General features: G+C 56.6%; 22 protein-coding genes. 18 read left to right on the top strand and 4 right to left on the bottom strand.

All coding sequences use genetic code 11. The annotated features are described in order from the left end of the window. Positions 1–71: 71 nt before the first annotated feature. Both hutH and DXT96_RS25655 read right to left on the bottom strand, forming a co-directional pair. Positions 72–1,601 (bottom strand): histidine ammonia-lyase, encoded by a 1,530-nt coding sequence (gene hutH, locus DXT96_RS25660; RefSeq protein ID WP_060716468.1) that lies wholly within the window; start codon positions 1,599–1,601, stop codon positions 72–74. Between the two features lie 168 nt (positions 1,602–1,769). After that, the gene (locus DXT96_RS25655) at positions 1,770–2,732 is read right to left on the bottom strand and encodes a DUF3830 family protein (protein WP_071208193.1); all 963 of its coding nucleotides are present in this window, start codon (positions 2,730–2,732) and stop codon (positions 1,770–1,772) included. Positions 2,733–3,135: 403 nt separating this feature from the next. Between DXT96_RS25655 and DXT96_RS25650 the strand changes: the two genes are divergently transcribed. The 6 genes from DXT96_RS25650 (at position 3,136) to DXT96_RS25625 (ending at position 8,402) form a co-directional block, all read left to right on the top strand. After that, positions 3,136–4,083: a hypothetical protein gene (locus DXT96_RS25650; protein WP_071208191.1), complete on the top strand. Its 948-nt coding sequence runs from the start codon at positions 3,136–3,138 to the stop codon at positions 4,081–4,083. A 141-nt stretch (positions 4,084–4,224) separates the two neighbouring features. Next, complete coding sequence (locus DXT96_RS25645) at positions 4,225–4,410, top strand: hypothetical protein (RefSeq protein ID WP_060718527.1); 186 nt, start codon at positions 4,225–4,227, stop codon at positions 4,408–4,410. Between the two features lie 183 nt (positions 4,411–4,593). Continuing rightward, the gene (locus DXT96_RS25640; protein WP_071208189.1) at positions 4,594–5,616 is read left to right on the top strand and encodes an ABC transporter substrate-binding protein; all 1,023 of its coding nucleotides are present in this window, start codon (positions 4,594–4,596) and stop codon (positions 5,614–5,616) included. After that, the gene (locus DXT96_RS25635) at positions 5,616–6,698 is read left to right on the top strand and encodes an ABC transporter ATP-binding protein (RefSeq protein ID WP_060718525.1); all 1,083 of its coding nucleotides are present in this window, start codon (positions 5,616–5,618) and stop codon (positions 6,696–6,698) included. Before DXT96_RS25640 ends, DXT96_RS25635 begins: the two co-directional genes overlap by 1 nt. Continuing rightward, on the top strand, positions 6,676–7,578 hold the full coding sequence (locus DXT96_RS25630; protein ID WP_060718524.1) for an ABC transporter permease: 903 nt from the start codon (positions 6,676–6,678) through the stop codon (positions 7,576–7,578). Before DXT96_RS25635 ends, DXT96_RS25630 begins: the two co-directional genes overlap by 23 nt. Further along, positions 7,575–8,402, top strand: a complete 828-nt coding sequence (locus DXT96_RS25625) for an ABC transporter permease (RefSeq protein WP_071208187.1) — start codon at positions 7,575–7,577, stop codon at positions 8,400–8,402. Before DXT96_RS25630 ends, DXT96_RS25625 begins: the two co-directional genes overlap by 4 nt. Positions 8,403–8,547: 145 nt before the next feature. Here DXT96_RS25625 and DXT96_RS25620 read toward each other — a convergent pair whose 3' ends face one another. Continuing rightward, on the bottom strand, positions 8,548–9,909 hold the full coding sequence (locus DXT96_RS25620; RefSeq protein ID WP_153517063.1) for a formimidoylglutamate deiminase: 1,362 nt from the start codon (positions 9,907–9,909) through the stop codon (positions 8,548–8,550). A gap of 121 nt (positions 9,910–10,030) precedes the next feature. Between DXT96_RS25620 and hutI the strand changes: the two genes are divergently transcribed. From hutI to traR, 5 genes are all read left to right on the top strand, one after another. Then, positions 10,031–11,278, top strand: coding sequence for an imidazolonepropionase (gene hutI / locus DXT96_RS25615; protein ID WP_234617928.1), 1,248 nt, complete (start codon positions 10,031–10,033; stop codon positions 11,276–11,278). 73 nt (positions 11,279–11,351) lie between these two features. Continuing rightward, positions 11,352–12,164, top strand: a complete 813-nt coding sequence (gene hutG / locus DXT96_RS25610) for an N-formylglutamate deformylase (protein ID WP_153517044.1) — start codon at positions 11,352–11,354, stop codon at positions 12,162–12,164. Positions 12,165–12,171: 7 nt separating this feature from the next. Continuing rightward, a complete protein-coding gene (hutU, locus tag DXT96_RS25605; protein WP_071208179.1) occupies positions 12,172–13,857 on the top strand; it encodes a urocanate hydratase in 1,686 nt (561 codons plus the stop codon). A 56-nt stretch (positions 13,858–13,913) separates the two neighbouring features. Further along, entirely contained in the window at positions 13,914–14,567 is a 654-nt protein-coding gene (locus DXT96_RS25600; protein ID WP_071208177.1) for a HutD family protein, read from the top strand. A gap of 447 nt (positions 14,568–15,014) precedes the next feature. Next, complete coding sequence (gene traR / locus DXT96_RS25595) at positions 15,015–15,719, top strand: transcriptional regulator TraR (RefSeq protein ID WP_153517043.1); 705 nt, start codon at positions 15,015–15,017, stop codon at positions 15,717–15,719. Between the two features lie 45 nt (positions 15,720–15,764). Here traR and DXT96_RS25590 read toward each other — a convergent pair whose 3' ends face one another. Beyond that, positions 15,765–16,916 (bottom strand): ROK family transcriptional regulator, encoded by a 1,152-nt coding sequence (locus DXT96_RS25590; protein ID WP_071208172.1) that lies wholly within the window; start codon positions 16,914–16,916, stop codon positions 15,765–15,767. Positions 16,917–17,150: 234 nt separating this feature from the next. Between DXT96_RS25590 and DXT96_RS25585 the strand changes: the two genes are divergently transcribed. From DXT96_RS25585 to DXT96_RS25555, 7 genes are all read left to right on the top strand, one after another. Next, positions 17,151–18,230 (top strand): ABC transporter ATP-binding protein, encoded by a 1,080-nt coding sequence (locus tag DXT96_RS25585; protein ID WP_060718054.1) that lies wholly within the window; start codon positions 17,151–17,153, stop codon positions 18,228–18,230. Then, a complete protein-coding gene (locus tag DXT96_RS25580; protein ID WP_153517042.1) occupies positions 18,227–19,087 on the top strand; it encodes an ABC transporter permease in 861 nt (286 codons plus the stop codon). Before DXT96_RS25585 ends, DXT96_RS25580 begins: the two co-directional genes overlap by 4 nt. Before the next feature lie 2 nt (positions 19,088–19,089). Beyond that, complete coding sequence (locus tag DXT96_RS25575; protein WP_197523755.1) at positions 19,090–19,932, top strand: ABC transporter permease; 843 nt, start codon at positions 19,090–19,092, stop codon at positions 19,930–19,932. A 47-nt stretch (positions 19,933–19,979) separates the two neighbouring features. Beyond that, positions 19,980–21,086 carry an extracellular solute-binding protein gene (locus tag DXT96_RS25570; protein ID WP_071208166.1) on the top strand — a complete coding sequence of 369 codons (1,107 nt, stop codon included), beginning with the start codon at positions 19,980–19,982 and terminating at the stop codon, positions 21,084–21,086. 64 nt (positions 21,087–21,150) lie between these two features. After that, positions 21,151–21,927, top strand: coding sequence for a glycerophosphodiester phosphodiesterase family protein (locus DXT96_RS25565; RefSeq protein WP_071208163.1), 777 nt, complete (start codon positions 21,151–21,153; stop codon positions 21,925–21,927). A gap of 10 nt (positions 21,928–21,937) precedes the next feature. Continuing rightward, positions 21,938–22,693: an inositol monophosphatase family protein gene (locus tag DXT96_RS25560; RefSeq protein ID WP_071208161.1), complete on the top strand. Its 756-nt coding sequence runs from the start codon at positions 21,938–21,940 to the stop codon at positions 22,691–22,693. A 191-nt stretch (positions 22,694–22,884) separates the two neighbouring features. Then, the gene (locus DXT96_RS25555) at positions 22,885–24,546 is read left to right on the top strand and encodes a Na/Pi cotransporter family protein (protein ID WP_071208159.1); all 1,662 of its coding nucleotides are present in this window, start codon (positions 22,885–22,887) and stop codon (positions 24,544–24,546) included. Positions 24,547–24,729: the final 183 nt, after the last annotated feature.

The following is a 24,729-nucleotide window of genomic DNA, read 5'->3' as shown; positions in this document are numbered from 1 at the left end:
TTTCGACCGAAATGTGAAAATGCATGGCGGCGAGATTAACGTCGCCGCCACCAGGACAATATCACTGCCAATCAGAGAACCGGCAGGAGGCCCTTCGTCAACGGAGCAATCAAGCGACCGCTCGCGACAAGCTCGGTTGCGCGCTTGAGATCGTCAGCCATGTAGCGGTCATCTTCGAGCTTGGGTATTACGGCGCGGATTCCCTTGCGGACCGTATCAAGCGCCGGGCTCGAGGAAAGAGGAGCCCTGAGATCAATGCCCTGAGCGGCGCTGATAGCTTCGATCCCCACGATAGAGAACAGGTTTTCGGTCATCTGAAGGAGACGCCTGGCACCATGGCAAGCCATGGACACGTGGTCCTCCTGGTTTGCGGAAGTTGGTGTGGAGTCAACCGAAGCAGGATGCGACATCTGCTTGTTTTCCGACATGAGAGCAGCAGAGGTCACCTCGGCGATCATGAAGCCGGAATTCAGACCTGGTCTGGGTGTCAGAAATGCGGGGAGACCGTAGCTAAGAACCGGATCCACCAGCAGGGCGATACGTCGCTGTGCGATTGCACCGATCTCGCAGATGGCGATGGCAATCTGATCCGCGGCAAAGGCTACGGGCTCGGCGTGGAAGTTGCCGCCAGAGACGATCGTTCCATCGGAGAGCACGAGGGGATTGTCGGTGGCAGCGTTCGCCTCGATCATCAAAGTGTTGGCAGCCTGACGCAGGAGGTCCAGGCAGGCTCCTGCCACCTGTGGCTGGCATCGCAGGCAGTACGGGTCCTGAACCCGCTCATCGCCTTCTTCATGACTTGCGCGGATTTCGGAGCCATCCATGAGCGAGCGCAGCGCCTGTGCAGCGTCGATCTGACCCTGATGGCCGCGAAGAGTGTGGATCTCCGGGTGGAAAGGCGCGGTCGATCCCATCGCGGCGTCGGTTGAGAGCGCACCGGATACCAGCGACGATACCAGTGCCCTGTGAGCCCGAAAGAGGCCAACAAGTGCGAGGGCGGTTGAGGTTTGAGTACCGTTGATCATCGCCAGGCCTTCCTTGGCCTTTAGCGTAATCGGGGTGATACCGGCTTTGGCCAACGCCTGCTTTGCCGACATGACTTCGCCATCGAACATGGCGTCGCCTTCACCGATCACAGCCGCCGTCATGTGAGCGAGTGGCGCGAGGTCGCCCGATGCGCCCACAGATCCCTTTTCGGGAATGATCGGAAGGACATTCTTCTCGAGCATGGCGGCGAGCACGTGAATGACTTGCGGCCTGACGCCCGAAGCGCCCCGTCCTAGCGAAATCAGCTTTAACGTCATGATGAGGCGCACGATGCCGTCGGCGAGTGGAGCGCCGACACCGCAGCAATGAGAAAGGATCAGATTCCGTTGCAAGGTTTCGACGTCGTCGGCGGGAATGCGCACGCTCGCCAGCTTTCCGAAGCCGGTATTGATCCCGTAATGCGCCTCATCTCCTCCCGCAATCTCGGCCACCCTGTCGGCGGATGCCTGTACCCTTTTCAGGGAGTCCGCATCCAGCTTTGGGATCAATGCGTTCTCATAGACGGCTGCCAATGTTTCGAGCGTTACTTTTCCTGGGACGAGCGTGTTGGGCATATTCAAACCTTTAGGATGAGGGAGGGGCAGACATATTCGCGTTGTGGCCCCATATTTGTATATACCATACCAAATCTGCCCCTGTGTAAAGCTCCATCCCAAAAAATGGAGCGGGCGACCACGTCGAAACGGGCCGCCCGGAGGAATGGATATATTCTATGAGACTGATTAGTTTGGCTTAATCTGGTTGAATCGACCGGGAAATTCCTGACCGTTCACTGCACGCCCATAAAACATCCCAAGGTACCAGGGGAAGTAATGATATGACCAGGCGCATAGCCGATTGCCATACATAATGAAGGTTCGCAGCAGCGTGCGGAGCTCTTCCTTGTCGTCAGTCTCACGGATGGCGGCACGCAGCTTGTTGGAGAAGTCGAGCAGCGTGTTCAGTCCGGAGTAGCCAAGATATTCCGAATAGGCAGGATCAAACGCCTCGACCGCCGCCACAAAATCCTCATGCGAGAGTGTGTCGATCAGCTTCAGAAGTGGATACGCAGTGTACATGATGTAGTCGCGGAGCATGCCGTTGGCGAAGTCCCACGCAGTGAAATACTGACCATACGTTCCAGTGTCACCAATCTCACCCGTCCGTATGCGACGCAAGTCTTCCGGTTCGTCCGTCTGGATCCTTTTGGCTTCCGCATAAAATACCGCAGCAGCGCCCTTCAGATTTGCAAACCTGCCTTCGCCTTTGAACGCCTGTGACACGTCGTGCGGCCTTACCTCCACGAAGATCTTTTCCTTTGCGAAAAACAGGTTGTTCCAGATCGCCTTGCCGACGACTGGCAGCAGATGATGATATTCCTCCAGGACTTTTCCGAGGACGGGCTGAGCGAGCGGCTCAAGTCCCTTGCCGTACTGGATCGAAAACTTGTTGCCGGTGGCTTGGGAGTATCTCAGGTCACCGATTGCGCAATCGACAATGCGTCGGCGCAACCGAACTGGTGCCGTGCTGATCGTTGGCGTCCACGCATAAAGTGACTCTCCCGACACGACCGGATGCGCCTGCATGACCTTGAATGGCAGGTCCTGCCAAAACTCCTCGCAGAGTTCGGGATTTTCCTCGTCTGCGAGCTCGGCCACCACGACGATGTCGAGCTCTGGCCACGCGATCTCAACCAATCTTCCCATTTCGCTTCCCCTTTTGGAATTTTTTCAGGTCAAACCGAAAGCCATAACCTGAATAGGTATAGACCATATTTGTTTATTCGCCGATCTCAAGCCGAAATGATGATAAAAATAGTCGTTCTCGCAGATTTATGCTATACATAATGCCATATTTGTCTACTTATCCCCCAATTTTGACCGTTTATGGAAAATATTTCTCCCCAAGCAGTCACCCAGAGGACATCGACCTAGAGTGCCCGGCGTGGCTTCACGGCACTTATGTTCGCCGTACGTTCCAATTTCGGGAAGCTAAGAGCATCATCGTCCAAACCAGAATGGATAAATGGTCTATACAAAATGGCATTATTGGATATGCTTATCCCCGTGCGGCCTCGTAGCCGCACGATCAACGATAGGGATCTGCGAAATGTCGTATAATAGCTTGAGTGACGTCGTGAAGGCGGTGAAGGAGGCGACCCGTGCTTATGAAAGCACCGAGCCGAAGGAACTTCACGATATCCGCACCGGGACCTTCGCGGTCGGCACAAACAACCAGTACTTCACCAACCTGGACTTCGTGAACGGCATGCTTCGCGACCAGTCGATGTACACATGGTACCCCCTCCTGCTCACGTTCCAGGACGAGCGCTTCACCCTCGAGCAGTGCTGCGCACTGGTTCATCGCTTTGATTACGCATACAGCAACTACCTGCGTTATAGCGGCCTGCAGGAAATGGGCGCGTTCGCCGAAGCGATCACGAAGCACCTGCCGACAGCTTCCAGCCGCGGGGAAGCGGTTGAGGCGGTCAAGGCGTTCCTCGGATATCTCAACCGACTGGCTGCCTGGTCCTTCCACTATTTCCCCTGGAGCATCGGCAAGCATCTCACCTACGAGACCCCCGAAGGTTCTATCGCGGCACTGGCCGATCTCTCGCGGCGCGTGAAGATCAACGAAGGCCAGAAGGTACGCCTCACATGGCAGCCACTCGGCATCAGCGTCATTGCCTATCTTGCTACCAAGGAAAACCCGGAACTCTGCAATGACCTCATCGAGGCTTTGCCGTTCACCGTCGTTCAGGACCACGCTGTTGTCAGCGGTGAATCCATGTACGCCTGGGCTCCCGTGGTCAGCACTTCGCCGGTTCATGTGAAGGAACGTCAGTGTGACGCTCCGGTCGGCCGTATCCGCTATTCGCAGGGCACCGGCAACAAGGTCATCGTGCAATACGGCGAAGTAACCGAAGACATCGCAACGCCGGTGCTCGGTGAGATCCTGCCGCAATACGCCGAAGACCTCGCCAAGGTTGGCCGGGCGGTTCTGGACAGCAACTTTGGCGACAAAACGCCCATCATGTTGACGGTCGAACTCGCGTAAATGCGTTCAACCATGCGGCCCCCGATAGCGGGGCCGCCTTACGTTTAGGCCTGCATAAAAATTGACTTGATTGGCCATGCCAATCTGTTAATATGTATAGACCAAACCGCAGCAAAGAATGCGGAAAGAGGAGAACAGGAAATGGCATTCTGGTTCGAATTCGAAATGATCAATGAAGTTCCGAACAAGACGCTGCGCGCCGGACTAATCGCCGGCGATCCGTGGGTGTCTGGGCGTGTACACAGTTTGACAATCCGCTCGATCCGGAATGGTCTCGAAAGACTTTTGAGCTTCAGGGCTCATGCAGGACTTGCCCGACCACGCTGATTATCGCCCGTCGCCGGCAACAGACGCCTCGAGCGAGCCGCTCGTTTGCGAGTTGACGCGCCCCAGGAGGGGCCAGTCATGAAATCCGAACTCAACTGAGTGTCTGCGCGCGGCAAAGATTCCGGCGCGGAGCGGTTTGTCTCGTCTTAGTGCGGGTCGAACTTCAACCAAAGGGGAACTGATATGAAATGGCATTTTGGTAAAGCCATCGCCGGTGGCATGTTGCTGGTTGCAGCCTGCGCATTGAGCTCGGCAGCGCTCGCGCAACAGAAAGAACTTATTCTCAGCGGCTTCGGCGGCGCTTACGACGAGGCGATGGCTGCGAGCGTCAAGTCCTTCGAGCAGGAAAACGGGGTGAAGGTGACAATCGTTGCGGGTTCCGGTGCCAGCAACATCGCGCGCGTCCGCAATAAGGAAGTCGATGTGATCGTTTCCGATCCGGTCTTCGCCCTCCGTATGGAAGCTGAGAAGGCCTTTGCGCCCCTCGACCCGAAGCTTGTTCCCAATCTCAAAAACATCTACCCGAAGGCAATCTACTCCGATGCGGTCGTTGCCGCGAATTTCGGAGCATACGTCATCGCCTACAATCCGGCCGAAGTTAAGGCCCCGGAATCGTGGTACGATCTCGCAAAGCCGGAATATAAGGGCCGGATCGCACTGCGCGGCTTCCGACCCGAAAACATCGATCTGATCACGCTCTTCGCAAAGCGCGCCGGCGGCAGTGAGCGCAGTCCGGACGCCGGCTTCGCTGAAATGGCAAAAATTGCCCAGAACATCGATGTCTGGGTCGATTCCCATGCCAACCATCTCGAACTGTACCGCAACGATCAGATTTCCATGAGCATGTGGACCGATGGTCGAATTGCCTGGGCGCGTGACACTGAAGGCCTGAAAATCCAGGGTGCCATTCCGAAGGAAGGGTTCTTCCCGCTTGCCTCGACACTCAGCGTAGTTGCTGGCCGGCCGAACACCGAACTGGCAGAGAAGCTGGTCAATCATTTGTTGAGCCCCGAAGCCGGCCTCAACATGGCAACCCGCCTTGGCTACTTCCCGACGAACAAAGAAACCAAGTTGCCGCAGGATGTTCAGGCCAAGATCATGATCACGCCGGACAACGTCAATGACCTTCAAAGTGCCGACTGGAAGTACATCGTGTCGGTCTATGATCAATGGCAGCAGCGCTGGGAACGGGAAATTCAACGCTAATGGCTGAAAATTTTGACATTGAGCTTTCGCATTGCCGCAAGGCTTACGGCGACGTCATCGTTCTCGATGACGTTTCTCTCCAGGTCAAGAACGGTGAGTTCATCACCGTTCTTGGTCCGAGCGGCTGCGGCAAGACGACAACGCTGCGCATGATCGGTGGGTTCATCATCCCCGATAGCGGTCGCGTGTCGATCAGAGGCAGAGAAGTAACCCATCTGCCTCCATACAAACGCAACATCGGCGTGGTTTTCCAGAATTACGCCCTGTGGCCCCATATGACGGTCGCGGAGATACTCTCGTTTGGTCTTCGCATCCGCAAACTACCCAGAGAAGAAATTGCTCGTCGTGTAGATCGGGCGCTTGGCATGGTACAATTGACCGGGTTGAAGGATCGCTATCCGCGCGAATTGAGCGGAGGCCAACAGCAGCGCGTCGCAATGGCGCGCGCCCTTGCCATTGATCCGGAGGTCATCATTCTCGATGAGCCGCTATCCAATCTGGATAGGCGGCTGCGTGAAGAACTCCGCATTGAACTGAAGCGGCTGCAACGGTCTCTTGGCGTGACGATGCTATTCGTCACCCACGACCAGGAAGAAGCGCTCTCGATGTCCGATCAGGTCGTCGTCATGCAATCCGGCAAAATTCAGCAGATAGCAGACCCACGGACCGTATACGAACGACCAGCGAACCGTTTCGTCGCGGGCTTCCTTGGTAGCGCCAATTTCATGCATGGCGAACTGGTGCAGAATACTCAGGAGAGCAAAGCCGAGATCAAGCTTGGCAATGGTGCGATCGTGACCGCGCATGCGCCCGCGGCAAAGCCGACAGGCGAGAAGGTTACCGTCATCGTTCGACCCGAGTGGCTTGTGCTTGAGCGGCAGGGAACCGATCTGACTGCAAACCAGCTCGAAGGCACCGTGAGTGACGTGGTCTATGAGGGATCGGCGATCCGTTACGGTATCCATCTCACGCACGACCCCGAGGCGCCGATCTTCCTTCAGGAGCGATCGAACGCCGATATTTTGAACCCCGGAGATAAGGTCAGGATCAATGTCACCAATGCCGTCATTGCCGCAGACTGACGATCAGGGCGGCCTGCGGGGCCGGGTAGTTGCCTGGGCCGCGCGTGCACCGCTATTCGTGCCTTTCATCTTCGTCATCCTGTTCTTTTTTGTCCCCATGGGCTGGCTTGTCGGAACAAGCATGTCCACGCATGAGGTTGGCAGTGCGCCTGTGTTTACCGGCACACTCGAGCATTATGCGCGGTTCTGGACAGATCCCTTCTATCTGGAAACAGCGCTTTGGACGACCGTAAGGCTGTCGGTTGTCTCCACGGTCTTTGCTTTAATTATTGGCTATGTGCTTGCCTACTATATCGCTGAACTTCCCCCGCATCGGAGAGGTTTTCTCACCAGCATGGTGGTCGTCTCGCTCTCGGTAAACATTGTCATTCGGATTTTCGGCTTGAATGTGCTTCTGATGAGCGGCGGACTTGTCGACAGCGCCCTGACCTTTATCGGCATGCCAAAGGTCCGCATTATGTATACCGAGCTTGGCGTCTTGATCGGCTTGATCCAGATTGCCGTGCCTTACGTTGTTTTGCCCCTTATCGGCGTAATCGCCGCGATCGACCCGGCGCTCAAAGAGGCGGCAGAGAGCGTCGGTGCGAACAAGTACAGGACTTTTTGGGCCGTGACATTTCCGCTCTCGCTGCCGGGAGTGGTCGCGGGCACCCTGATTGCTTTCACGCTAAACGCTGCAGCATTCGCCATCCCGTCCCTGATGGGGGGTGGTCGAGTGAGAATGATGGGGATGATGGCGTACGAACAGGCAACCGTGCAAGGCAATTTTCCCTTCGCCGCCGCGATCGGGATTAGCCTGACAATCCTGAGCATCCTGATTACCGCAATCTATTTGTTCGCCATCAATCGAACATTCCGAACGGCGAGGAGAGCGGCATGAGCACCACCTTAATAGCTCCAGGCAGGAAAGTGCGGTTACCGCTTCCTTCGGCACTGGGAATTGCCGCATTTTGTGCATTTGTCTTTGTTATCGCCCCGCTTATCGTGGTCGCGGGCGCAGCCTTGAACGCGGAAGCGATGTTTTTCCCACCGCGACAGTTGACCTTGCACTGGATGACTGCGGCGCTGACCGACGGCAGCTTCGTTAATGGTGCGCTCATCAGTTTTGTCGTCGCATCGGTGGCAGCTTCTGTCTCGACGCTCTTTGCCCTTCCCGTTGCGTTGCAATTGCGAAAAGCCCCGCCGACGGTGGCGAAAATCCTGACCTTGTCGTTCATGGGACCGTTGCTGGTGCCCTCGGTGATCTTCGCCTTGTCCCTTTATTCCGTGATGATCTACGTGTTCGGTGTGACCAATCTGTTCATCCTCATGATTGGCCACGTGATAATCACCATGCCGTATCCGGTTCGTACCATCACGGCGGTTACCGAGCATCTTGATCCTGCGCTGGAGGATGCAGCCAGCAGCGTCGGGGCAAATCCATGGCGGACTTTCGTTTCGGTGACACTGCCCTTGATCAAACCCGGAGTCATTGCCGGCTTCCTGTTTGCGTTCATAACGTCATGGAACGACTTTTCGATCTCCGTGTTTCTCACGCCGCGCGAATTGCAGCCGTTGCCCATCAAGATCTACGAATATCTCTTGTACCAATATAGACCGCTGATTGCTGCCGTCTCCACCTGGTCGGTCATTGGCTCGGCAATTGTCGTTCTGATCATCGACCGCCTTGTAGGCCTGAATGTCTTTACCGGCCGGCGCAACTAGATCGACCGGATCAACATAAAAGACAAAAGGGGCGCTCGACGCCCCTTTTGCAGTTGATGCTGCCAAGGAGTTATGTTCTGGACGCCGGGCCAAATATCCTCGCAGCGTTACGGGAAGTGTTTCCCGCGCTCGCACTTGCAGCCCGCTATCGACGAAGCAACTTATGCATCGTGGCGAGAAAGCGACGATTGATTTCGTCGCGAGCGACATGGCGTCCCGCAACGACTTGTCTGCGGCCGCGAACCCAGACGCTGTCGATCGTCACCCCGTCGGCAAATATCCAGTGGTCCAGAATTTCATCTCTCTCAAGGTAGGAAACGGCATCGACATTGAGCGACAGCAAATCGGCTGAGTTGCCGGCCTCGATGCCAATCTCCGATCCCAAAGCCACAGTGCCACCGCGGCCTGCTGACTCAAGAAGATGACGGCCCGTGGATTCATTCGGCGCCGCCAGTACGTTTCTCATCTGACGTCCCAGCCTCTGCGAGTATTCGAGTTGCCGCAATTCACCAGCGAGGGAGATCAGGATGTTCGAATCCGATCCGATGCCGATCCTGCCTCCCTCCTCAACGAATGCATGGCCGGGAAATATGCCATCCCCGAGATTGGCCTCGGTTATCGGGCAAAGACCCGCAACTGCACCACTACGCGCAACTCTACGCGTTTCGGTTTCGGTCATATGGGTCGCATGAATGAGGCACCAGCGCTGGTCGACCGGCGCATTGTCCAGCAACCATTCGACGGGGCGGGCGGAGGACCAGGCGAGACAATCTGTGACCTCCTTCATTTGCTCGGCAATGTGAATGTGGATCGGCCCTCTGGCCCACCTTTCAGTGATCTGAAGCAACTCTTGCGGCGTGACGGCTCTCAGGCTGTGGGGCGCCACGCCGAGTTCGGCGCCAGCAATTTTCCCGACTAGCGATTGGCACTCGCTCATCAGTTGGTCGTAACTGTCGAGCGAGTTGATGAACCGCCGTTGCCCCTCGACCGGAGCAAGGCCACCAAACCCCGAATGAGCGTAAAAGACCGGCAGTAATGTCAGACTTATTCCTGTGGCGCTGGCCGCCGCGATAATGCGTTCCGCCATCTCGGCAATATTTGAGTAGTGGCTGCCATCTGGGCTGTGATGCAGGTAGTGAAACTCACCGACACGGCTGTAGCCCGCTTCAAGCATCTCCATGTATAGCTGCGAAGCGACGGCCTCGACATCATCCGGGCTCATTGTCAAAGCGAACCGGTACATCACATTTCGCCAGCTCCAGAAGCTGTCATCGGTTGGTCCGCGTGTTTCGGCCAAGCCTGCCATGGCGCGCTGAAAGGCATGGCTATGAAGATTGCCCATCGCGGGCAAGATGAGGTTGTGGCGCTCGTCGGCCGACGTTGCCGCCGTACCTGTTTCGACGGACGCGATAAAGCCGCCCTCGATCCGCAGCAGAACGTTCTTATGCCAACCGGTGGGCAAAAGGGCGCTCTTCGCAAATAGTGTGGTGCGATCCAACTCTCCCATAACCTCTTCTCCGAGCTTGATGCGATCGCCAAAACGATCAACTTGGTTCTTGCAATTTACGCCATTGGTATATACAAAATACAGATAAGGAAAGACAAATCCAATTGATATGGGGATCGAGGTGTCAGAGGCAAAACCCACATCGGATGAGGAAGTCGTCATCTGGAGGAATGCGCGACTGGCAACCGTCGCGGAAGGAACGGATGGCCTTGGCATCATCGACGGTGGCGTAGTCATCGTCAAAGGCGAGCAGATTTCTTATGTCGGTACAGACAATGATCTCCCCGCCTCCCTGACAAAGGGAGCGATTGAGGTTGATTTGGGAGGTCGGTGGGTAACGCCCGCCCTGATCGACTGCCATACACATCTGGTTTTCGGCGGCGACAGGGCGTTGGAATTCGAGATGAGGCTTTCGGGCGCAACCTATGAAGAGATTGCGAGAGCCGGCGGCGGCATTGTCTCCTCTGTTAAGGCGACTAACGCGCTTTCGGAGGACGAATTGGTCCTTCAGGCACTTCCCCGATTGGACGCTCTCCTCTCCGAAGGAGTCGGCACCGTGGAGGTCAAGTCGGGCTACGGCCTCAATGTCGGAACGGAATTGAAGATGCTTCGAGCCGCGAGGCGGCTCGCGGCGTTACGCCCTGTGCGGATCGTAACGAGCTATCTGGCAGCGCACGCGACGCCGGAAGCTTATCGTGGTAACAACGGTGGGTACATCGAAGATGTTGTTATTCCTGGCCTCGAGGCAGCCAGACGAGAAGGGCTGGTTGATGCTGTCGACGGCTTCTGTGAGGGTATTGCCTTTTCTCCTGACGAGATTTCTCGCGTTTTCGACGCTGCCGAAAGGCATGGGTTGCCTATCAAGTTGCATGCCGAGCAGTTGAGCAATCTCGGTGGAGCAAAACTCGCGGCTTCTCGCGGGGCGCTTTCGGCAGACCATCTAGAATATCTCGATGAACATGGCGCCAGGGCGTTGGCTGCGTCTGGGACCGTTGCCGTCCTCCTGCCCGGAGCTTTCTACACCCTGCGGGAAAAGCAGCTACCACCGGTTCAGGCGCTGAGGGACGCAGGTGCCAGCATCGCCATCGCGACAGATTGTAATCCAGGAACCTCGCCTCTGACGTCCATGCTGCTGGCCATGAATATGTCGGCCACGCTTTTCGGATTGAGTGTCGACGAATGCGTTGCTGGGGCGACCCGGGAAGCTGCGCGTGCACTCGGCTTGGTCACGACCACAGGCACGCTTGAAGTTGGCAAATCCGCCGATTTCGCTGTGTGGAATATCGGGCGACCGGCCGAACTCGTTTATCGCATCGGGTTCAATCCGCTGCATGCCCGAATATTCAAAGGCCGCAGATTGCGGCCCTGAAATCAAAAACCATGACTACTCGTGCGTCGCGATCAGCACCCCATGAGTTGTCTTTTGCAATAGAGAGCAATCGATGAGCGTTTTTGAAGTCCAACAAGGTACTTCCCCCGTCATTCTTGGTGTGCCGCATACTGCAACCGATGTTCCAGGTGATATATGGCACAAACTGAACGACAATGGTCGACGGCTTGCTGACACCGATTGGCATATACATAATCTGTACGATGGCTTGCTGGAAAACGCTACTGTCGTTCGAGCAACCTTCCATCGCTACGTCATTGACGCCAATCGCGATCCGGCTGGGACGTCCTTATACCCCGGCCAGAATACGACCGGACTCGTTCCGACGACAGATTTCGACGGCAATCCTATCTGGACTATCGGCGCCGAGCCTAGCGCCGAGGATGTGGCAGCACGTGTCGCCAGCTTCCACGAACCTTATCACGCCGCTCTGCTGGCGGAGATAAAACGGATCAAGGCGATCCATGGTATCGCCATCATCTATGACTGCCACTCAATCCGATCACATATCCCCTTTCTGTTCGAAGGCAGGCTTCCGGATTTCAACATCGGCACTGACGGAGGTGTGACCTGCGATCCGCGGATCCAAGAGGCCACAGTGGACGTCGTTGCGTCGGCCAAAGGCTTTAGTGGCAACCTCAACGGCCGCTTCAAGGGCGGGTGGACGACGCGCCACTATGGCAGGCCGGAGACGGGCGTGCATGCGATCCAAATGGAGCTTGCCCAGTCGACGCATCTCCAGACCGAAGCACCGCCCTTCGCCTACGACCCGGCGAAGGCAGAACGTCTTCGTGTCCATCTGAACGAAATACTGACGCGCCTGGAGCACGTTGCAGCTGATCTCAAGAACGAAGCGAGGAGCTAAAAACTAGATGACCAACCCACGCCACAATATCCGCGACGTCCGCGCACCGCAGGGCAATGAACTCAATGCCAAGAGCTGGATGACGGAAGCGCCGCTGCGTATGCTGATGAACAATCTCGATCCTGACGTGGCCGAGAACCCGCATGAGCTGGTCGTCTACGGCGGTATCGGCCGTGCTGCTCGCACCTGGGAGGATTTTGACCGCATCGTCGCAACGCTGAAGGATTTGAACGAGGATGAAACGCTCCTCGTGCAATCGGGCAAGCCGGTCGGTGTTTTTCGCACCCACAAGGATGCGCCGCGCGTGCTGATCGCCAACTCCAACCTCGTGCCGCATTGGGCGACCTGGGATCACTTCAACGAGCTGGATAAGAAGGGTCTCGCTATGTATGGCCAGATGACCGCCGGCTCGTGGATTTATATCGGCACGCAAGGGATCGTCCAGGGCACTTATGAAACCTTCGTCGAGGCTGGTCGCCAGCATTATGACGGCAACCTCAAGGGCAAGTGGATCCTGACGGGCGGCCTCGGCGGCATGGGCGGTGCCCAGCCGCTGGCCGCCGTCATGGCCGGCGCCTCCTGCCTCGCCGTCGAGAGCGACGAGACGCGCATCGATTTCCGTCTGCGCACTCGTTACGTCGACGCCAAGGCGAAGACGCTCGACGAAGCGCTGGCGCTGATCGACCAGTGGACCAAGGCGGGCGAAGCCAAGTCTGTCGGCCTGCTCGGCAACGCTGCAGAAGTCTTTCCGGAGCTGGTCAAGCGTATGAAATCAGGCGGGCCGCGTCCAGACATCGTCACCGACCAGACCTCGGCCCACGACCCGCTGAACGGCTACCTGCCGATCGGTTGGACGGTTGCCGAACACAGGGCCAAGCGCGAAAGCGACCCGAAGTCGGTCGAAGTCGCCGCCCGCGCCTCGATGAAGCAGCATGTGGAAGCCATGGTCGCCTTCTGGGATGCCGGCGTGCCGACATTGGACTACGGCAACAACATACGTCAGGTCGCTAAGGATGAAGGACTGGAAAACGCCTTCGCTTTTCCCGGTTTCGTGCCGGCCTATATCCGCCCGCTCTTCTGCCGCGGCATCGGCCCGTTCCGCTGGGCAGCGCTTTCCGGTGATCCCGAAGACATCTACAAGACCGACGCCAAGGTGAAGGAACTGCTGCCCGACAACAAGCACCTGCACAACTGGCTGGACATGGCGCGCGAACGCATCGCGTTCCAGGGCCTGCCGGCGCGCATCTGCTGGGTGGGTCTGGGAGACCGCCACAAGCTCGGACTCGCTTTCAACGAAATGGTCCGTAACGGCGAACTCTCCGCCCCGATCGTCATCGGCCGCGACCATCTCGACAGCGGCTCGGTCGCCTCGCCGAACCGCGAAACGGAAGCCATGAAGGACGGATCGGATGCCGTTTCCGACTGGCCGCTCCTGAACGCGCTGCTCAACGCGGCGTCCGGTGCGACCTGGGTCTCCCTGCACCACGGCGGTGGCGTCGGCATGGGCTTTTCCCAGCATTCCGGCATGGTCATCTGCGCCGACGGCACTGACGATGCGGCCCGCCGCTTGGAACGTGTTCTCTGGAACGACCCGGCGACGGGCGTCATGCGCCATGCCGATGCCGGCTACGACATCGCTATCGATTGCGCCAAGGAGCAGGGTCTTCGCCTGCCCGGCATTCTGGGAAATTGAGGGAACCGCCAGCGGGGGGTCGCCAACCGGCCCTCCGCGAAGCGAGGAGACGAAGTATGCAGATTATCCGAAAGGGCGACTATCACTCGATGCCATGGAAGAACGGTGGTGGCGAAACGCTTGAGGTTGCCGTACATCCTCCCGGAGCCTCGGTCAACGATTTCGATTGGCGTGTCAGTATTGCAAAAGTGGCGGCCGACGGCCCCTTTTCTATCTTCCCCGACATTGATCGAACGCTCAGTCTCCTTGATGGTGACGGTATCGAGCTCGTAGCCGAGACGGGATCGATGAACGAGTTACAGCGCGGTAGCGAACCATTTTCTTTCGCTGCAGATCTGGGAATAAACGGTCGCTTGTTGAATGGGCCCATTACAGATCTGAACGTGATGAGTAGACGAGGACGCTTCACGCACAGAGTGCAGCGTCGCGTCATCGACGACACGATTTCGATACAGCCCGGTGCTGGCACAACGATGCTGATCGGTAATTCTCCCTATATTGTTCTTCAGCCTAAAGCTGAAATTCAACCTCTCGATCTCGTCATATTGACATCCAGTGAAATTACACTTCGTCCGCTTGGCAGGTACGCTGTGATCTTCATTGTCGAGCTTATCCCCTATGAGAACGACTCCTCGCGAAGAAAGAGCCTCGCGAAGCCGCTCGACGATGAACCTGACTTCGGCCGCCCGCTTCACCGCGCAATGGGCTGAAGGCAATACGGGATAAAGACCCGCGAAAAGGGAGGCAAATGGACAGCGACATTCAAAAGAATCAGTTCTCTTCGAACGACCTGCGAAGCCAGCCAGATCTTACTACCAACTACCGACCGCTCGGCATCAAGGCGGTCGTTGCGGCTTGCGTTTTCGTAAAGTCAGACGAACGCCTTCCCATATCGAAGCGGGCAGAGAACGACACGGCGACAGGCGACCCCAAGTCCTCGCCCGCCTCAGAACGAAAAGGCATCGAACGTGGGACCGACATCATAGCGCGACTCTCGCGATTGTCAGACCCTGACACATCTGAACCAGAGTGATGGTGTCGGGATCAGTGCGCGCTAGCAGACCCCTTAATGCGTTCCTAACACCTTGGAGGTCGACCATCTGTTGGGTCACATAGCAAAGGGCGAGATCCCGACATCGCTCAAATGGAGATGTGGAATGCAGCACTGGCTGGAAAAGCTGACCGATCTTGCCGCAATTCAGGGCGACGAGTGCATCCTGAATAATGGCCTTGCCGACCTTGCCGAACATTTCGGCTTCACCGGGTACGCCTATCTCCATATCCAGCACAAGCATGTCATCGCGGTGACCAACTATCACCGCGAGTGGCAATCAACCTATTTCGACAAGAAATTCGACGCGCTCGACCCGGTCGTCAAACGTGCGCGATCCATGAAGCATGTCTTTGCCTGGTCGGGCGAACAGGAGAGGCCGAAGCTATCGAAGGAAGAGCGCGCCTTCTATGCGCAAGCAGCTGACTTCGGTATTCGCTCGGGCATCACCATTCCCATCAGGACCGCCAACGGTTCCATGTCGATGTTCACGCTGGCGTCGGAGAGGCCGGCAATCTCGCTTGATCGGGAAATCGATGCGGTTGCAGCAGCGGCGGCCGTCGGGCAGCTCCATGCCCGCATCTCCTTCCTTCTGATCACGCCCACCGCCGAAGATGCCGCATGGCTCGATCCGAAAGAGGCGACCTATCTGAGATGGATCGCCGTCGGCAAGACAATGGAAGAGATCGCTGATGTCGAAGGGGTCAAATACAACAGCGTCCGCGTCAAGCTCCGCGAGGCCATGAAGCGCTTCGATGTCCGAAGCAAAGCCCATCTCACCGCGCTCGCAATTCGTAGAAAGCTCATCTGAGGAAGTCTGGTGCCCGCGAAGGATCCCCTGACCGCAGATATCCGGTTAGTTGAAAAACAACTCCTTTAGTGGAACAAGCGCCGCACCAATCACGGCGGGATCGCCTTCAATCTCGCTTAGAAGAATTCGCGGGTACTCTGGGGGGGTGTTCATTCGAACAAAGCGCGGAGTTGGTGGAACCTCTAGCAATAGGTCCCCCAGTCCCTTGGGCAATTCCCCGCCAAGGACAATCGCAGCCGGGTCGATGACAGCCCACATTGCGTCGATGGCGCGATTGAGGAATGGCGAAACCTCCTCAACCCACTTGCGTACACCCGGCCATTCGGGATCGAAGTTTCTACGAAGGTCTCTGATTCCTTCCACGACGACACCACGTTGCTGAAGCTGCGACAACAACCCTCCCAGTGCCGGCCGATGCACGCCTTCCTCCGTCGTGTAAATGCGGCTAATCTCGCCCGCGTTGCGGAAAGATCCGAATACGGGTTTCCCGTCAACGACCACGCCTGCCCCAAAACCATAGTTGAAAGAGAGATATCCGAACGTCGGATAGGTCAGGCCGGCACCCAAAATGGCTTCGCCCACCGCGCCTGTTGTGCAGTTGTTCTCGGTCCAGATCGGCACCTCAAAAAGCGCGGCCAGTTCGCTTTGGAGATCGACCAGAGACCAATCAGCGAGCGGCTCCGGTGCATTGAAGTAGTGATCCCGGCCAACAAAAAAACCCGCCATCGCGAAGCCCGCTCCAACAAGCTTGTCACGTGGCACATCGTTAGACTTCATCGCCCGCCAGACACGCTCCTTAAGGAGCACCAGAGTTCGGGAACGATTAGTAGGAGGGATGTCGAGTATTTCTTCGTGGATGACATTGCAGCGCAGATCGCAGAGACAAAACGAGGCGCTGTCAGTGTTCACCGAAATACCGATCGAGTAAGCTGCCCTGGCGTTAAGCTGAAGCCCCTTGCTTGGCTTGCCTCGCCCTTCAATGACGGTGTCCCCGAAAATCAGATAGCTGCTCTCAATCAGGCTATCAATGATCCGGTGGACCGACGGTTGGGTAAGATTGGTCATCGACGCAATCGCCGATCTCTTTATCCCGTTATTTCGTCGGATGATCTCGAGGATCATTCTCTCATTTTGCGAGAGTGGCTTGCTGAAAGCCTTCTGCGGACTGACCGGAACCAAGGATAAGTTGTCCGCCATTCTCCAACTGCCTTCTTACGTAGCTCCAACTCGAATATCATAAGCAGCGTATGTGAAACTAACCTAGGTTTCAAGTCGCCTTGGACACCGGTATCCTTTCAGAGATTTTTATCCAATGAATTTCGTAGCTTGCGCGAAATATCGGCAATATGATCGAAAATTCATTTGCATTTCAGGCGCTAATTTTTATTATACACAACGCATTATAAAGGAATTACCAGTCTGGGAGGACAAATGAGCGTACTCGATGTGGCCAATGCAAGGATCCGATTTGGGTCTTATGAAGCCCTGAAGGGGATAACGTTTGGAGCTCAGCAAGGGCAGTTCGTAACGCTGCTCGGACCTTCCGGCTGCGGGAAGACCACTCTACTGCGCGCCATTGCCGGCTTCATCGATCTTGACGATGGAAGGATCGGGATCGATGGCGACGATATGACCGGCGTTTCTCCGGAGAGGAGGAACACCGCGATGTGTTTCCAGTCTTACGCGTTGTTCCCGCATATGACGGTGTTTGAGAACATCGCTTTCGGGTTGAGACAAAAGCGGACACCAAAGGCCGAGATCGAGAAGCGCGTGGCCGAATCCGCTGCACAAGTGTCACTCCAAACTCAACTAAGCAAGCTACCCGGCCAACTGTCGGGCGGACAGCAGCAACGTGTCGCGCTCGCGCGTGCTTTGGCCGTGCGACCAGGCGTCATCCTTTTTGACGAACCGCTTTCCAATCTCGATGCCCGGCTTCGCGATCAGGTTCGTTTCGAGATCCGCCAACTTCAGAAAACCCATGGTTTCACTGCAGTCTATGTCACACATGATCAATCGGAGGCTTTGGCGATGTCCGATCTCGTGGTGGTCATGAACGGAGGAAAGATCGAACAGAGTGGCACACCGAACGAGGTCTACTATCAGCCGGTCAACCGCTTTGTCGCCGACTTCGTCGGGACGGCAAACATAATGGCTGCTCATGTCACCGGACGGGACGACGCGACCGGTCACTATCGAGCGACCACGCCGCTTGGCGAGACTTTGATCGCTTCGGAAACGCCGCCAGTGGCTAAAAGTGTCTACGCCAGTTGGCGACCGGAAGATGCCGTCAGTCGCCCGGACGATGGCCCGGGCGCCAATATCTATTCCTTCGAGGTGCGAACTCGCAGCTTCCTTGGCAACCTCACTGACCTCACAGTCGCTGCTCCGGAAAAACAGGAGAGCACTTTCCGAATTCAGGTGCTCGGACAGTCATCCATCAACGAAGCTTCCACATACCGCTTCGAGATTGCGCCGGAGAAGATCCGTTTCCTGAAGGAGGCCGTCGAATGACCCTCCGCAACAGTCTGCAGGCCTATCTTCTCCTTCTTCCCGGTCTTGGCGTCATCCTCGTATTCACCAGCGTCGTCATCGGAATGGCCGTCTCACAATCGTTCGGCTTTCTGAATTTTGCTGGTTCAAGCGGATTTTCCCTTCGGTTCTGGCAGACCATGCTGTCGGACGGCCAGGTCTGGCGCGCCTTCTGGTATTCCGCCCGGATTGCAATCATCAGTTCAGTCCTTGCAGTTGCGGTTGCCTATCCGCTTGCATTATGGCTTCGCAAACCGTTTCTCGGATCCGGAGTGATAAGTGCTGTTCTGAAAGCACCACTGCTCGTTCACGGGCTTGTCGCCGCATTCCTGTTTATCAACTTTATCTCATTTCAGGGATTTTTGAATCTCGCGCTGGTGAAGCTCGGCATCGTCGCCCGGCCGATCCGAATGCAAAACGACAGTTATGGCATCGGCGTGATATTCCTTCAGGTTTGGAAGCAGATGCCATTTGCACTGCTTCTTCTCACCGGCGCTGTACAGTCGATCGGGGATGACATTCTCAATGCTGCCCGAGATCTGGGCGCAGGCGCTATGGACCGGTTCCGAAAGATCATCGTGCCACTCACAATACGCTCTTTGCAGGCGGCTCTTGTCCTCATCTTCATCGGAGCTGCCGGTGACTTTTCCTTCCAGGTCGTTGCCGGACCGACCACCATCAACTCGCTGGCGCAGCTGATGCTTCGGACACAGGACGCAAGCGCTGACGGGTGGAACCTTGCGGCAGTCGTCGCGATGCTTTTGATGGCCCTTTCTCTTTTCGGGGCAATCCTGCTGGCCGGTGTTGCGCAGCTTCTATCCCGTCTTGGGAGGGCATGACGATGGCGAGCATGTACCTCAAGAACCATCACTGGTTTAACCGCCTTCTTGTTGCAACCGTCATTATCGTCGGGGCAGTATGGCTTCTCCTGCCCTTTGCAATGGCGGCCCTGTGGTCGCTTGTCGATATCAATCATCCATGGGCCTATCCTGACGTTTTGCCGCCGGTACTTTCCTTCTCACGCTGGATTGAGGTCTGGAATACCACGGCGCTGCCGGAGGCGTTGAGAAACAGTTATACGCTGGCCCCTTGCGTTGCCGCGGTTACTCTCGTCCTTGCTCTACCCACGGCCTATGCCTTCGGCAGGCTGGAATTTCCGGGAAAGCCGGTGTTGCAGGCGCTGACGCTACTGCCGCTCGTCCTGCCGGGTTTTGTGGTCGCAATTTTCTTCTCCTCGCTGCTTATAAATCTCGGGCTCTATTCGAGGTTCCTGGGTATTCTGATCGGACACACGGTTGTTCTGCTGCCTTATGCGATCCGCATTCTGACGGTGTCGTTCTCACTTATTCGACAGGACCTCATCGATGCTGCACGCGACATGGGTGCATCTCGCATCGCAGTATTCCGCACGGCTTATATGCCAATTATTAAACCTGGCCTGATCGCTGCATTTATTATCGTCTTCATCCTCTCAATCGAAGAATTCGGCATCGCCTATATTGTTGGCGCACCGGATTTCACGACCGTCCCGACGATTCTTTACTCTTATCTTGGCTACAACTTCATTCGACCCAATGCCGCGGTCGTTTCCCTGATCCTCGTAATCCCCAACGTCCTTTTGATGCTGCTCGTCGAACGCTTCCTCGCAAGCAATAACCCAGCGGCAATCACCGGCAAGGGATGACGAGGGTGACCACCAAGCAAGTCAATCCAAACGGGAGGTAAAGTGCGATGCTGAAGAAACTCGCCGCAATAAGTGTAGCGGTACTGACGATGAGCGTGCCGGTCCAGGCACAGGACTTGAAGTCGATGTCGTGGGATGAAATCGTCACGCAGGCAAAGAAGGAGGGCGAACTCACCTGGTTCAACTGGTTCAATCAAGCAAAGTTTCGCGAACAGGTGAAGCAATTCGAGTCTGAATACGGGATCAAAGTGACGATCCCCGATGGAGATTCGAAAGCCAACATGAACAAATTCCTTGCCGAAAGGGGACGCGCCGAGGGCGATATCGACGTCCTTTCCACCGCCGGCAAGGAAATCAAGAAACTCCCTGAAGACAGCTTCTATGGGCCGCTGAGCAAGCAACTGCCCGAGGCCGCCAAGCTTCGCTATTCCATCGAGGGCACGGATAGCAAGGGATATGCAGTGGCGTTCTGGGGCAACCAGACAGTCATTGCCTATGATTCCGCCAGGACCCAGGAAGCCGATCTTCCGCGTACGCTCGACCAATTCTCGGCGTTCTTGCAAAATCATCCCGGAGAACTCGGATTCAACGTTGAAAACGGGGGCGCAGGACCAGCGTTCATTGAGGGTGTCGTGCGCCAATTTGCGCCTGATGTGGATTATGCCGCCGGAACGACCAATTCAGAGACACAGAGAAAGTTCGCGCCGGCGTGGGACTGGTTCAACAAGAGAAAAGACCAGTTCGTGATAACCGCGTCTTATGCAGACAGCGTGACCCGGCTCACCTCGGGTGAATTCACGATCGTCGCGGGATGGGAGGACTATATCGCTGCGCTCCAGAAGAGGGGTGAAGTGCCAAAGACTATTAAAGTTTACGTCCCTGATTTCGGCATGCCCGGCGGAGGCAACGTCGTGTTCATACCGGCCAATGCAAAGCACAAGGCTGCAGCCCTTGTCTTCATCAACTGGCTGACCAGTGCGAAGACCCAAACTCAATTCACTCAGGAATTTGGCTCGGCCCCGCAAAACACGGATGCAGACGGCACCGCAGCGCTCGTTCCTGCCACGCAGCGAAAGGCCAGCTTCACCTGGGCAGCCCAGCCGCTGAGTGACGATATCAAAAACGAATTCATCAAGAACGTCACCCTTCAGTAACCGAAGAGCGAAGGGCGGTTCAGCCGCTCTTCGCGTCCTTTTTTCGTATAAGCAAGGATCTTCCATGTCTCAGAGCTCGGCGCTCAAACGCGCAACAGACACCGGCCGCCATTTCGTTGTTCCCGAACCCATCATCGCCCATCGCGGCGCACCTCGCCTTGCGCCTGAGAATACGCTTGCAGGGATCAGGGCTGCTGTTGAAAAAGGCGCCAGATGGGTTGAGGTCGACGTTAAATTGACGCGTGATCAGAAGCCGATCATCATCCATGATGATACTGTAGACCGCACGACAAATGGCAAGGGTTTTGTCGCAGGCATGACGTTTGAAGAGATCCGACGTCTCGATGCCCGCGCGTCATTTGGCGAGGAATTCTCGGGCATTCAGGTTCCAACGCTCGAGGAGTTGATCGAAACCGTTCTCGACCTTGACGTCGGCTTGCAGCTTGAATTGAAGCCCACACCGGGCGACGACATCGAAACTGCGGAGATTGCGCTCAATGTGCTAAAAGCCTTGTGGCCGAAAGATCGCGAACGACTCTTTGTCGGAAGTTTCTCGATTCGCTCGATCCACGCTGCCGCCCGCATCCTGCCTGACGTGCCACGGGCATACTTTGTATGCATTCCTCCAAAGGATCCGGTTGCGCTACTCAAAGAGACAAAATGCCAGTTGCTTCACGTCACGAAAGACGTGCTGGACGACGAAGCAATGAAGGTGCTGGCGGACAGCGGCATTGAATTTGCGGTTTCTGTCGTTAACGATCCGCTTGTTGCCAGGAGATTGCTTAATCTTGGAGCGCAAACCATTTCGACTGATATCCCTGACCTTCTTGACGCGCATTGAAGGTCAAACCATGGATTATCTCAAACGCCTGGATGCGGCAAACACGATCATGACCGAGGCTTCGGCGTTGGCTCTACAGCTCTTTCACGAGCGTAGCCAATTCGTTGCGGAGGAGAAGACGGCAAGCGAGTTTGTCTCGGAAGCGGATCGGCGCGTTGAGGCACTTATTCGAGAGACGCTTGTTACATGGTTTCCCGACGACCACGTGATGGGAGAAGAGATGGGCGGAGGCGGATCGGACGCATTCTGGTCTATCGATCCCATCGACGGCACGGTGAACTTCCTGCGCGGCTCCCCGCTCTGGGGAGTTTCAATCGGCTTCGTGGAGAACGGATTATCCCGTGTCGGCGTTATCGCTTATCCGTGCCTTGGATTACGACTTGGGGCCGCGACAGGGACGGGCATCTTTAAAAATGGCGCTCCCTACCAAAGAAGGGTCGACTTCCCTTCCGTCCGTCTCGCCTCTGTCGGTGAAAGTGTTCGCTGGCCCGCCAGAGAAGTTGCCGAGGTCGAGCTCGCACTTAGAGAGGCAGGATGGGGAGTGACGGAATATCGGTGTGGAACGGTCGGTCTTGGGTTCGCGGCACTTGGAATGACCGATGGCTATGTCGAAAAGAACACGAGTATCTGGGACATCGCCGCAGGATCCGTCATCTGCGAAGAAGCGGGCCTCCTTGTGGTAACCAGCGGATCGCACGAGGTAGCCGGCCAGAATATCGTCGCGGCTACCGAGGACATTCACCGCATCGTCGCCCCTTGTTTCTAGCCGGCTGACTGCCGGCTCAAGGCAGAATGACACCGTGCATGATATGTCGGGTAACCTGCCCGCGCGGCGGCGTGGGCGGGCCGCCGGTGGGCAGCATTCCTCCCGGTTGCCCACCGGCACCTTGATTTGACTGCAGAAGGTCAACCATTGAAGGCCCACGGACTAGCCTGTTTTCAGTTGCGGAGTCAGAATTGGAATCACTGATCGTCATCATAAACCTGTCCGGCGCCGTTGCATTGCTTCTGTTCGGCCTGGCTCAGGTGAAGGATGGGGCATCGCGCGCGCTTGGCTCAAAGCTAAGAACCAGTCTCGCTACCGGGACGAAAAGCAGCGTCCGATCGTTCCTGACGGGTTTCGTTGCGACCGTTGCGCTTCAGAGTTCCACAGCGACCGCGCTTATGGTTTCGTCGTTCGTTGAGCGGGAATTGATAAAGCCACGCATGGCGCAGGTCGTGCTGCTTGGGGCTAATGTCGGTACGGCTGTCACAGCCTGGATCGTTGCGACCGGCATTGAGTGGATTTCGCCGTTTCTATTGGTTGTGGGCATCGTTCTTTACCGAGGCGGCTCAACCTCCCGCCAAGGCGCCGGCACGGCAATGATAGGTATCGCGCTGATGCTGCTCTCGCTGCATCTCCTCAGCGCAGCGACCGAACCCTTACGTCATTCTCAGGCGCTTGGAGCCTTCATCGGGCTGCTCGACGACGCGTGGCCTGTCGCGATGATCTTAGCCGCAGTGATCGCATTTGTGTCATCCTCAAGCCTTGCCGCGGTCGTCCTCATTCTGTCATTGGCTACGACCGGCCTTCTGTCTGGTGGCCTTGTTGTCGCTCTGGTTCTGGGGGCCAATCTGGGAGGCGCGATCCCGCCAGTGATTGCTGCTCTGTCGGGGCCGGCAGCCTCCAGACGCGTCACGTTGGGCAATCTCATCGTTCGGGCGATAGGCTGCGTGCTCACTCTGCCTGCGGCCGGCATTTTGGCCGACTGGCTTTCGATGTTGCCCCTCCCCTACGCCAAGCTACCAGTCGATGCGCATCTGGCCTTCAACATCGCTCTGGCGCTTCTGGCCTGGCCATTTTCCAAACTCCTCGCGCGCTGGATGACCATCCTGATTCCCGAGGAGGCCCAGACGGAGAACACACCCAAATTTCTGGATCCGGATGAACTTTCGACGCCGATCGTGGCCCTCACCAGCGCTTCACGCGAGGTGCTTGGTGTCGGAGATCTGATCGAACGAATGCTCCTGAAAGTGTCGGACGCCTTCGAGCGGAACAATGCCGCAAGGCTCAGGGATATCTCGCCGCTTGAACGTCAGGTCGACCGGCTGCAGCAAGAGGTCAAAGTCTATCTCTCGAAACTCGGGCGAGCCGGACTGTCTGAAGATGAGGGTCGCCGTTCCATCGTCATCATCGACTATGCCATCAACCTCGAGCATATCGGTGACATTATCGAAAAGGGCCTTTTACCGGAGGTCACCAAGAAGATCGGTCAGGGCCTCAAATTCTCCGATGACGGTTTTGCCGAGCTTCAGCAGCTTTTCCAGCTGACCATCGACAATCTCAGGATCGCCCAGACGATTCTCATCACCCGTGACGTCAACCTCGCAAAACAACTTATGGAGCGAAAGATCGAGGTGCGCCACATGGAGAAACGGTCTTCGGAGCGACACCTCGAACGATTGCGTGACGGACGGACCGAAAGCCTGCAGACCAGCTCCCTTCATCTCGACATCCTGCGTGATCTCAAACGCATCAACGCCCATATCGTTTCCGTTGCGCATCCGATCATGGACGAACAGGGTCTGCTTGGAGAAAGTCGTCTCATCACCGGCAGTTCAACTGAGAGACCCCAATGACCCATGCGCCCTCCTCAGTGGAGGCCCCCAGACGAAGAGCACCGTATGAAAAACAGTGTACAACTTATCACCTACGTCGACCGGTTAAGCGGAGGCGGTTTCCCGGAGTTGAGAGCTTTGCTCGACGGGAGGCTACAAGGCCTGTTCGGCGGCGTCCATGCCTTGCCTTTCTTCAACCCGATC

The sequence above is a fragment of the Agrobacterium sp. ICMP 6402 genome (assembly GCF_009498615.1).
GTDB classification, from domain to species: Bacteria; Pseudomonadota; Alphaproteobacteria; order Rhizobiales; family Rhizobiaceae; genus Agrobacterium; species Agrobacterium burrii.
This window is presented reverse-complemented; position numbering and strand designations above follow the sequence as displayed.